10 protein-coding genes are annotated in these 9,978 nt (G+C 48.7%); 3 read left to right on the top strand and 7 right to left on the bottom strand.

The window, feature by feature from the left end:
• Positions 1-122 precede the first annotated feature (122 nt).
• From BGK46_RS08300 to BGK46_RS08290, 3 genes are read right to left on the bottom strand one after another with little or no spacing between them, the layout of a single operon-like run.
• Positions 123-917 (bottom strand): ABC transporter ATP-binding protein, encoded by a 795-nt coding sequence (locus tag BGK46_RS08300; RefSeq protein WP_069588411.1) that lies wholly within the window; start codon positions 915-917, stop codon positions 123-125.
• On the bottom strand, positions 914-1,825 hold the full coding sequence (locus BGK46_RS08295; protein WP_069588410.1) for an ABC transporter permease: 912 nt from the start codon (positions 1,823-1,825) through the stop codon (positions 914-916). The genes BGK46_RS08300 and BGK46_RS08295 overlap by 4 nt, the downstream gene beginning before the upstream one ends.
• Positions 1,826-1,850: 25 nt before the next feature.
• The gene (locus tag BGK46_RS08290; protein ID WP_069588408.1) at positions 1,851-2,819 is read right to left on the bottom strand and encodes an ABC transporter substrate binding protein; all 969 of its coding nucleotides are present in this window, start codon (positions 2,817-2,819) and stop codon (positions 1,851-1,853) included.
• A gap of 510 nt (positions 2,820-3,329) precedes the next feature.
• Here BGK46_RS08290 and nhaD point away from each other — a divergent pair.
• Positions 3,330-4,760 carry a sodium:proton antiporter NhaD gene (gene nhaD / locus BGK46_RS08285; RefSeq protein WP_069588405.1) on the top strand — a complete coding sequence of 477 codons (1,431 nt, stop codon included), beginning with the start codon at positions 3,330-3,332 and terminating at the stop codon, positions 4,758-4,760.
• 102 nt (positions 4,761-4,862) lie between these two features.
• On the opposite strand, the gene BGK46_RS08280 is transcribed toward nhaD, so the two are convergent.
• From BGK46_RS08280 to dctP, 4 genes are read right to left on the bottom strand one after another with little or no spacing between them, the layout of a single operon-like run.
• Positions 4,863-5,303, bottom strand: a complete 441-nt coding sequence (locus BGK46_RS08280) for a universal stress protein (RefSeq protein WP_069588403.1) — start codon at positions 5,301-5,303, stop codon at positions 4,863-4,865.
• 21 nt (positions 5,304-5,324) lie between these two features.
• Positions 5,325-6,608: a TRAP transporter large permease gene (locus BGK46_RS08275; protein ID WP_069588401.1), complete on the bottom strand. Its 1,284-nt coding sequence runs from the start codon at positions 6,606-6,608 to the stop codon at positions 5,325-5,327.
• Between the two features lie 12 nt (positions 6,609-6,620).
• Positions 6,621-7,196, bottom strand: a complete 576-nt coding sequence (locus BGK46_RS08270; RefSeq protein ID WP_069588399.1) for a TRAP transporter small permease — start codon at positions 7,194-7,196, stop codon at positions 6,621-6,623.
• 57 nt (positions 7,197-7,253) lie between these two features.
• Positions 7,254-8,276, bottom strand: coding sequence for a TRAP transporter substrate-binding protein DctP (gene dctP / locus BGK46_RS08265; RefSeq protein ID WP_069588397.1), 1,023 nt, complete (start codon positions 8,274-8,276; stop codon positions 7,254-7,256).
• A gap of 568 nt (positions 8,277-8,844) precedes the next feature.
• Between dctP and BGK46_RS08260 the strand changes: the two genes are divergently transcribed.
• Both BGK46_RS08260 and ppiC read left to right on the top strand, forming a co-directional pair.
• Positions 8,845-9,255, top strand: coding sequence for an HIT family protein (locus tag BGK46_RS08260; RefSeq protein WP_254659675.1), 411 nt, complete (start codon positions 8,845-8,847; stop codon positions 9,253-9,255).
• 67 nt (positions 9,256-9,322) lie between these two features.
• Positions 9,323-9,604, top strand: coding sequence for a peptidylprolyl isomerase PpiC (gene ppiC, locus BGK46_RS08255; RefSeq protein WP_069588393.1), 282 nt, complete (start codon positions 9,323-9,325; stop codon positions 9,602-9,604).
• The last annotated feature ends 374 nt before the right edge of the window (positions 9,605-9,978 follow it).

Below are 9,978 nucleotides of genomic sequence, written 5' to 3'. Positions count from 1 at the left end.
TAACAAAAAATATCGCGATCGCGGCCTACGGCCGCTTATCAAAAAGAACCCCGCCTAAAAAGGCGGGGTTCGTCAGCAATCTGAGGCGCCTAGAGGGCGCCTTATGGTTTAGTAGGTGTGGGTTAGCTGAGGAGCAAACTGTCGTCTGCCAGTGTCTCGCCGCGCACTTTATTGAACATCTCAAGCAGATGTGGCACATCCATGTTTTTGCGCTCATCGCCATGCACATCAAGCACTATGTTACCTTGGTGTAGCATCACGGTACGGTCGCCGCAGGCAAGGGCATCTTTCATGGAGTGGGTGACCATCATGGCAGTTAGATTAAATTCGTTGACGATTTTTTTCGTTAAATCAATCACGAATGCAGCCATGCGAGGGTCGAGCGCGGCAGTGTGCTCATCCAGTAACAAGAGTTTGCTTTCCGACAAGGTCGCCATGACCAAACTGACCGCTTGGCGTTGGCCGCCGGAGAGCAAACCAATACTGTCGCTCAACCTGTCTTCAAGGCCTAAACCTAAAATCGCGATCCTTTCTTGAAAGAGCTTGCGGCGCTTGTCACCGAGCGCACGTGTCCAGCCACGTCCTTTACCGCGACGATAAGCCAGTGCAAGGTTTTCTTCAATGGTCAGCGAGGCACAGGTGCCTGCCAGCGGATCTTGAAACACACGGGCAGCAAGGGTGGCGCGTTCATGAACGGCTTTCTTAGTCACGTCGACGCCATCAATATTGACGCTTCCGCCGATCATTGGCGTCTCGCCGGTTACCGCTCCGAGTAGTGTTGATTTACCAGCGCCATTAGAGCCGATAATGGTGACAAACTCTTTTTCTGGAATGGTCAGACTTACGCCACGTAAGGCGCGGTTTTCAAGCACAGTACCGGGGTTAAAGGTCACTTGAATATTGGTTAATGAAATCATTCCGACACCCCTGCCTGCTTGGCGCGTTTTGATTTTTGATACTGCTGACGCATTTTAGGCGCGATAAGCGCGACGGCGACCAGTACTGCGGTAACCAGATTGAGGTCCGAGGCCTGCAAGCCAAACATACCACTAGATAGCGCAAAGGCGACGGCGAGACGGTAGAGAATCGAACCAACAATAACAGCAACCACCGCCACCCACACTTTGCGGCCCGGTATCAGTGTTTGGCCTAAAATCACAGCCGCAAGGCCAACCACAATGGTGCCGACCCCCGAAGTAACATCGGCAAAACTATTGGTTTGTGCAAATAGCGCCCCAGCAAAGCCGACAAAGGCGTTGGATAGGGCTAAGCCAAAATACGTGTACATGGCGGTACTGCCGCCCTGCGCCTTAACCATACGAGGATTGACCCCAGTGGCGCGTAGGCCGAGACCAAAATCACTGGCGAGTAAGCGGATCACCAACAAACCGCTGATAATCACCAAAACACCGACCACCAGTGGACGCAGATAGACAGGTGCAATACCCAGCTGTTCGAATGGGGTAAGAATTGTTTCCTCACCCAACAAGGCGATATTCGGCCGGCCCATAATACGAATATTGATCGAAAAGGCGGCAATCATTGTCAAAATGCTCGAGAGCAGATTGAGGATGCCGCACTTCACCGTCAAAAACGCCGTCACCAAGCCGGTGATCCCACCGGCCAGAATAGCGACTGCGGTAGCAAACCAAGGGTTGTAGCCTGCGACGATAAGAGTGGCCGCCACTGCAGCGCCCATCGGGAAGCTGCCATCAACGGTAAGATCGGGAAAATCAAGCACCCGGAACGTCAGATAAACCCCTAAGGCGACCAAGCCATAGATAAGGCCTACTTCCAAGGTGCCAAAAAAAGCAATGGCAGTCATCAACTACTCCTAAGACTGATACTGACTAGTCTTGAATACGCGCGGCACGATCCAAAATTGTGTCGGGAACCGTGATGCCAAGTCGATTGGCAGCTGCACGATTAACGGCTAAGTCAGAGCCGAGCGCGACTTTGGCCGGCAGTGAAGACACGGGTTTCCCTTCCAGTACCGCAGCAACATAATCAGACGTTTGCACACCAACGGAGTAGTAATCAAAGCCGAGCGCCACCACGGCGCCGTTAGGAATATACGATGTCGAACCGCCAATCACTGGGGTATCAGCAGAATTAGCCGCTGCGATAAGACCATCGATGGCGCTGGCAACGGTATTATCGGTTGGCGCATAAATCACATCCGCTTGGGTGGCCACAACTTGCGCAGCAGATTGAACATCGGCACTTTTTAGCGCTGTTCCTTCCACAACCTTAATGCCTTGAGCATTTGCGGCTTCACGGAGTAATTCGACTAAGGTGACGGCATTAGCTTCCCCTGGATTGTAAACCACCCCAATAGTGGTGAGCTCGGGGAGTAACTCTTTAGCCAATGCAACGTGTTGAGCGACAGGAGAGAGGTCAGACAGACCCGTTACGTTGCCACTCGGTGCGTCCATGTTCTTGACCAGTTTCGCCCCCACAGGATCGGTAACGGCGGTAAAAATAATTGGGATATCTTTGGTAGCGGCAGCCAGTGCTTGCGCGGAAGGCGTCGCAATGCCAACCAACACATCAGGTTGTTCGCCAACATATTGACGAGCGATTTGAACGGCAATAGCCGGGTTACCTTGCGCTGTTTGATATTTAAAATCTAGATTTTCACCCGGTGTATATCCTTTGGCTTTTAACCCATCGAGTAGACCGTTTCGCGCGGCATCAAGCGCAGGGTGCTCGACAATTTGGGAAACCGCAACCGTCGCGGTTTCTGCCAGTGCCGTCACAGAGGCGCCAACAGACAGCGCGGCAGCGCAGGCCAATGTGGCGAGTTTAAGTGCTTTCATAGTGACTCCCTTCTTCTCATCATGCATGCCATGGGTGGTGATCAAGCAAGGATGTTAGATTGCGATGTTGTTTGTTAGTTAAAATATGGGTTTTGTTTTTATAGCAATTGAATTTATTTGCTTTTTATTCAAACTTAGTCGTTTTTTGCTGACGATGACAGCGTATGTCGACTAGTAAGTTGATATTATTAAGCTTGACAGTAAGCAATGTCATCTCTTTTTTGCCGATTCACCTCGCTTAAAGATAGACGTTCACGCCACATTTGTTAATATTATGTTTGCTTTTGTGCTGCTACGCGGCAAATGAGCAAAACAAACGATTATGAAAACCCGTTGAGTGCAAAAGCGTGCGCTGTTTGAGGTCTTTTTCGAGGCTGCGAATCGTGTCACGACAGGGCGCTGGCAGGTATTTATCCCCTATCGATATAGGGTTTTAGACGACACGGCCGACTAGGCCGGTTTTTTATGCAATGTAGAAAAGTTAGGTAATCAATACTTGGAGGCTCAAGGATGAAGCGTTTGGTTGCGGCACTGGCGGTAGTTTCGCCGAGTGCATTTGCCGCTACGACAGGACAAGGACTGGATTTAACCCAGAACTGGGTAGGCTATGCCTCTTTAGCCATTTTTGCCGTGGCTTACAGCTTGGTGATGCTAGAAGAAAAGCTTCATCTGCGTAAGTCAAAGCCCGTGTTACTGGCGGCGGGGTTAATCTGGTTGCTAATCGGGTATGCGTACTCTCAATGGGGAGACATGGCCCCCGCGCATGCGGCGCTTGAGCACAACCTCCTTGAGTATGCAGAGCTACTGCTATTTTTGCTGGTGGCGATGACCTATATTTCTGCGATGGAAGAAAGGCGTCTATTTGATGGCTTAAAAGCGTGGATTCTAAGCAAAGGTTATGACTTACGTACCTTGTTTTGGATCACTGGGGTACTTTCCTTCTTTATCTCTCCCATTGCAGATAACCTCACAACGGCACTATTGATGTGTACGATTGTGCTAAAAATCGGCGGTGACAATCCTCGCTTTGTGAACCTCGCGTGTATCAATATTGTGGTTGCCGCGAACGCAGGAGGCGCGTTCAGTCCCTTTGGTGATATCACCACACTGATGGTTTGGCAGGCGGGTAAAGTGACCTTTGCTGAGTTCGGAGCTTTGTTCATTCCATCTGTGGTCAACTACGTGATCCCCGCTTTTATTATGTCACTGTTTATCCCACGGACGCAGCCGGATGTAATGCAAGAGCACGTCGAGCTTAAGCGTGGCGCGCGTCGTATTATGGTGTTGTTTTTACTCACCATTGCCACCGCGGTTGCGTTCCATGGCTTTATTCACTTCCCACCGGTGATGGGCATGATGATGGGCCTCGCGTATCTACAGTTCTTTGGCTTTTACTTGCGTCGCACCCTACCGCGCTCATTGGCACGTAAACGTGCGATTGCGGAGGCGAAGAATGATGAAGCGGCGTTGCGTCGCTTGGGCTCAGTGGTGCCTTTTGATGTGTTTCGTCGCATCTCCCATGCGGAGTGGGACACCTTGCTTTTCTTCTATGGGGTCGTGATGTGTGTCGGGGGACTTAGCTTGATTGGTTACCTCACCATGGTCTCAAACGTTATGTACCTTCAGTGGGATCCTATCTGGGCGAATAGCTTAGTTGGGGTGTTATCCGCGGTGGTCGATAATATCCCTGTGATGTTCGCCGTATTAACGATGAGCCCAGAAATGTCGCACGGAAACTGGTTGTTGGTGACATTAACGGCCGGTGTTGGCGGCAGCTTGCTCTCTTTGGGGTCAGCCGCAGGGGTGGCATTGATGGGACAAGCGCACGGCAAATACACCTTCTTTGGTCATTTGAAGTGGGCACCTGTCATTATGCTGGGGTATATCGCCTCTATCGCTGTGCATTTAGTGCTTAATAGCCACTACTTTCATATTCAATAGCTGATAAGTTGGCATCATAGAAAAACGCCGCTATCCAATAGCGGCGTTTTTCTGTTTAGCGTAAGGGATTGTGTTGTGCAGTGAAGCAAAGCCATTATAGCGTTAGACGACCATCGTGGGGCAGTGGGCGCGTCCAGCCACCCGATGAGACACACTGCCAAGGAACATACCGTCTTTATCCGAATGCGTCCCGTGTGCCCCCATCACAATCAAATCTACCTCTTTGCTTTTGGCAAACTTAATGATGGTTTTAGAGGGGCGACCGCCTTTTACAAAACCACGTACATTTTCGCCACCATTTTCAAGCGCATGTTGCTTGGCTTGCTCGACGATGTTACGTGCGTATTCGCTCAGGGTTTGATCTGGGATTTGTAATCGATCAGGACGCACCATTGATAGCGATGCTTCAAACAAACTGTGATGCTTAAACACACACAAAAGATACAACTCTGCACCGGTGAGTTGTTGAATTTCTATCGCTTTATCCAATGCGTTCAAGGCTGAAAAAGAGCCATCAACCGCAACGAGTATTCGTTTAAACATCCAGTTACTCCTGTTGTTAGGTTATCCAAACGCGATATCACGCAGGAATAACGCAATCTGAGGGAACATCACCAGTAATGCGGCAGAGAGGAGCAGCATCGCAATAAAAGGGCCTGTCCCACGGATAACTTCCCAATAGGGTTTTTTGAAAATCGCAATCGCGGTAAAAATATCGCAGCCAAAGGGTGGTGTTGCTGAACCAATCGCGACTTGCAAGGTGATCACTATCCCCACATGTACAGGATCAAGACTAGTGGCTTCTATCGCAGGTGCAAATATAGGTGTTAACACCAAGATAACCACAATGGGGTCTACAAACATACAGGCGACGAAGAAGGCGATAGAAATTGAGGCAAGGACACCCATAGGGCCCATTTGACTAATCCCTACGGCTTCTAGAATGGTTTGTGGGATTTGTGCGAATGAGATAATCCAAGAGAACCCATTACCGACCCCTACCAAAATGAAAACCACTGCAGTGATAAGACCAGTTGAGCGCGCGATGGTAAAGACATCTCGACTGCTTAATGATCGGAATACCCCAAACTCCAAAATCATCGCATAAAGTACACACACGGCAGCCGCTTCGGTGGGACTGAACACACCGCCATAAATCCCTCCCACAATAATTAATGGGAACATCAGTGGCCAGAGCGCTTTCCGCGTGGCCTGCATACGCTCTTTCCATGTGGCCTTTGGCTCAGTCGGCACTTTATTGACCGTCGCGTAATAGAGACAGTACAAAGAGAAAAAGCACAGAATCATCAAACCAGGGCCAATCCCAGCGATAAATAGCTCGGCAATCGAGGTCTCAGAGATCACCCCGTAAATGATCATCCCGATACTCGGTGGGATCAAAAAGGCGATATCACTCGAGTTGATAATCAGCGCGAGTGAGAACGAATCGCTGTATCCGGCGCGCAATAATTTAGGACGTAAAGCAGAACCCACTGCGACCACTGTCGCTTGGGTTGAACCTGAAACGGCGCCGAACAGCGTGCAAGATGTTGCAGTACTGATGGCTAAGCCGCCACGAATATGGCCGATAAACGTCATGACCATATCTATTAAGCGAGAGGCCGATTGACCACGGGTCATAATATCTGCAGCAAGGATAAACATGGGCACAGCAATCAAGGACGCTGGGCGGATGCCGCCTAACACTTGTTGGATAAAGGTATCCATTTGACCGACGCCACCAAACATCATGTAAAAACCGGTTAAGGCGGCAGCCGTAAGGGGAATCATCATCGGAAAGCCAAGCACGAGCAAGACAATCATGATGAACATTAAAGTCAGGGCCATAAGAGTGCCTATTTAAACTTCACTTTCAGTCTCAGCGTAACCGTCAAGCACGCCGGCGGAGAGATAAACATCGGGAGCGGTTAGGTTTTTATATACAGTTAGTCCGTATTGAATCCCTGTGATGACAAACCCAAGAGGAACCCAAATATAGATCCACCAGATTTCAAAGCCGAGGGCGGGCAAAATACGGCCTCGGTCGTATACCGAAACGATGTATTGATAAGAAAAATATGCGAGAACCAGCATAATCAAGCCAGTTACCAGCGCGATAGTGATCATTAGAATCTTACGTCCCTTAAACGGCAGGGTGTCGTAAAGGGCGGACATACGAATATGTCGGCCATGGCGAGCGGCATAGCCAATCCCCGCGAACGTGATCAGAATGATCAGAATGCGGTTTATCTCACCGGAAAAGAACAGCCCTTGACCAAAGCCAAAACGCGCCACGACGTTCACGCAGGTATTGAGCGCCATTAACAGCACGCCTGCGGCGAGCATAAACGACTCGATTTTGCAGATCAGGGTGTCCAATTTACCAAGAAGGCCGGGAAGCTCTGAGTGATAAGTGAGAGAGTCGGAATCGGTCATTACGTATTCCTCAAAATAAACAGGCACCGCAAGGCGCGGTGCCTGAACAACTGACAACTAGTTAGTAACGGCTTCGAGATCTTTCTTAAATTGATTAAGAAGGGCTTTGCCGCTTTCGCCGGTCATTTCATAGAAGGTTTCTTCAACCTGAGGTGCACGTGCTTTGAACTTAGCGATTTGCTCATCCGTCAGGCGTGTGACAGTCACGTCGTCGCTCGAAGCTTGAATTTTCTCCAATGACTTCTCAGCAAGGCCACGGATATGTTTCACCGTTTCGTTGAAGGCATAATCAGCCGCGTCACGGATCATTGCTTGATCGTCTTTCGACAATCCGTCAAAGAAGTCTTTGTTTGCCATGGAGGCAGTGGTAAACCAACCGTGGTGCGTGAAGATCAGGTTCGGCGATACTTCGTACAAACCACCTGATTCAATCCAGAAAATCGGGTTTTCTTGGCCTTGGATCATATTGGTTTGGAGTGCGCCATATACTTCACCCCATGGTAATGGCGTTGGCGTTGCACCAAAGGCTTCATAGGTTGATGAAAGCAGTGGGTTAGTCATGACGCGGATCTTCTTGCCTTTCAGATCGGCCGGCTCAGTCACAGGCTCGTCGGCAGTCATGACCATTTCGCCCTCAGGATACATCTTGAGAAGCTCAAGGCCTTGCTCTTCATACAGTTTCGGGAAATCTTCATTCACTGCCTTGCTCTGACGGAAGAACTCGATCACGGTTTCCATGTTGGTTGGCATCAGATAAGGGATGAAGAAAATTTGTGCCTCTGGGATCAATGAGCCAGTAAAGCCTGGCGATTGGTTAACAAATTGAAGAATACCGGCTTGGGTTTGCTCCATGATGTCATCAGACTCACCCAGCTCGCCGAAGCGATAGATTTGCAAAGAGTGTTCAGAGTTATCTTCGATGTATTCCTTAAACTTGTGTGCATACACGTCTTGTACGTCACCTTCATACTCTTCGTGCGCATAGCGCCAAGTATCGGCGCTGGCTAGGGCTGAAAAGCCAAGCGCAGCAGCAACGCATGAAACCGCAGTCAATTGCTTAAGATGGCTATAAATGGACATCGTGTCCCTCCGATATGTGGTTTAGCTTTCACTCGTGGTTAACGAGAGTGTGATTAAGATCTTTTTCTCACTTGACGAGTTGGCACTTTGTGCCTGTCTCTCCTATACCCGTGGAAGCATCTGCCGATGTTTTTGGCCACCAGACAGACTATCCCAACAGCTTAAACATCAGAGCTGTAATTATTAAAGCCAGATGAATTTTGGCGTGTTTGCACTGTGACTGAGATCTTGTTTTTGCATCAAAAGAGAAAATCTCAGCGCAAAATAACGGCAAGATACTGAATAAGACTAGATTTATTCAGCGTTTTGTAGTGGTTTAACGATAAAGCGGATATTGGTGAAGTGGCTTTTCAAAGAAAAATATAGATATAACGCGAAACGAAAAATCGATGATAAGACGATTTATCGAACAGTATTGGTTTTAACACTAAATAATGTGTGCTGGTTTTTTAGCCTGTTTGGGTAAGGGATATTAAGCCATGTTACGACGTAACAGGAGCCATGTTTGCTAAGCAACAAGTCGTGCATCATATGCGAGATCCACAGCAATCAACTTGAACATTTCAGTGTGGCAGAGCGTCATGGATTGAAGGCAATCCTCGATATCTATCCCATCACCGAAGGTCATGTCCTGATTCTGAGCCGCAGTCACGCCTCGCACCTTGAGCAACTCTCTGCGCAAGAACATACCGAGTTATTTCAATTTGCACATCAAATCGGCAAGCGGATGTTTGACGTGATGGATGATGTGAGCGATTACACCTTGGTCGTTAACAATGGTCATGATGCTGGGCAACATATCCCCCATGTTCATATTCACCTGATCCCGCGACGCAAAGGAGACAGCTTACGTTTTTATTGGCGACTCATGACGCGATTTATCAACCCATTGGGTGGTAAGAAACGTGTCCAGCAGTTAGCGGAGTGGCAACGAAGGTGGCGAATGCACGGTAATTATACGGACGGCTCAGCGAGATAAAATTCAGTCCCCTTTAATGACTGGATTCGTTATAATCGCTGGCTTTTGTGGCAAGTAGGGTGGCATCATGGCCAAAAAAGCAGCGGCGTTGCACATACTGGTGAAAGATAAAACGCAAGCGACAACAATTCTCGCTCAGCTCAAACAAGGTGCGAATTTTCAGGCGTTGGCGAAAAAATACTCGCAATGCCCATCGGGAAAACGCGGTGGGGATCTGGGCGAATTTCGTCGCGGTGATATGGCTCCCTCTTTCGACAAAGCGGTATTCAATGGCGAATTATTGCGTCCTCTTGGACCAATAAAAACCAAATTCGGTTGGCATATTATTAAAGTGTTATATCGCAACTAACCCTTGTGCGTTACGCCTTGCGATAAGCACAAGGTGACTGAAACTGTCACAAAAATTAACGCATAGAAATTGATATTGCGCACATCGATTACCCCAAGCTGCCACTGAGAAAGTGGTACAGTAAAATTACGCCTTGAATAATGTCCACCTTATGTTTGAACTTGATGCGCCTACATTACTGATAACGCTTACGGCAACCCAATGGTTGCTTGCTGCATTTTTGTTGGTGCAAAACGGCGTTGTTGATCAAATCATTCACCTAACGCACTGATCCCAATGGGGTTGCCCCCATCAATCAACTCGGTAACTAACAGGCATACCAAGTCTTATGACTTTGTTTATTGCTTTCACGTTGGCCAATGCTTCGCCAACTT

It is taken from the genome of Salinivibrio sp. SS2, assembly GCF_001722075.1.
Taxonomy (GTDB): domain Bacteria; phylum Pseudomonadota; class Gammaproteobacteria; order Enterobacterales; family Vibrionaceae; genus Salinivibrio; species Salinivibrio proteolyticus.
This window is presented reverse-complemented; position numbering and strand designations above follow the sequence as displayed.

Excerpts from the sequence above, each read along its gene's own strand:
- nhaD (WP_069588405.1), top strand. The coding sequence starts at position 3,330 with ATGAAGCGTTTGGTTGCGGCACTGGCGGTAGTTTCGCCGAGTGCATTT.
- dctP (WP_069588397.1), bottom strand. The coding sequence starts at position 8,276 with ATGTCCATTTATAGCCATCTTAAGCAATTGACTGCGGTTTCATGCGTT.
- BGK46_RS08290 (WP_069588408.1), bottom strand. The coding sequence starts at position 2,819 with ATGAAAGCACTTAAACTCGCCACATTGGCCTGCGCTGCCGCGCTGTCT.
- BGK46_RS08280 (WP_069588403.1), bottom strand. The coding sequence starts at position 5,303 with ATGTTTAAACGAATACTCGTTGCGGTTGATGGCTCTTTTTCAGCCTTG.
- BGK46_RS08300 (WP_069588411.1), bottom strand. The coding sequence starts at position 917 with ATGATTTCATTAACCAATATTCAAGTGACCTTTAACCCCGGTACTGTG.
- BGK46_RS08270 (WP_069588399.1), bottom strand. The coding sequence starts at position 7,196 with ATGACCGATTCCGACTCTCTCACTTATCACTCAGAGCTTCCCGGCCTT.
- ppiC (WP_069588393.1), top strand. The coding sequence starts at position 9,323 with ATGGCCAAAAAAGCAGCGGCGTTGCACATACTGGTGAAAGATAAAACG.
- BGK46_RS08275 (WP_069588401.1), bottom strand. The coding sequence starts at position 6,608 with ATGGCCCTGACTTTAATGTTCATCATGATTGTCTTGCTCGTGCTTGGC.
- BGK46_RS08295 (WP_069588410.1), bottom strand. The coding sequence starts at position 1,825 with ATGACTGCCATTGCTTTTTTTGGCACCTTGGAAGTAGGCCTTATCTAT.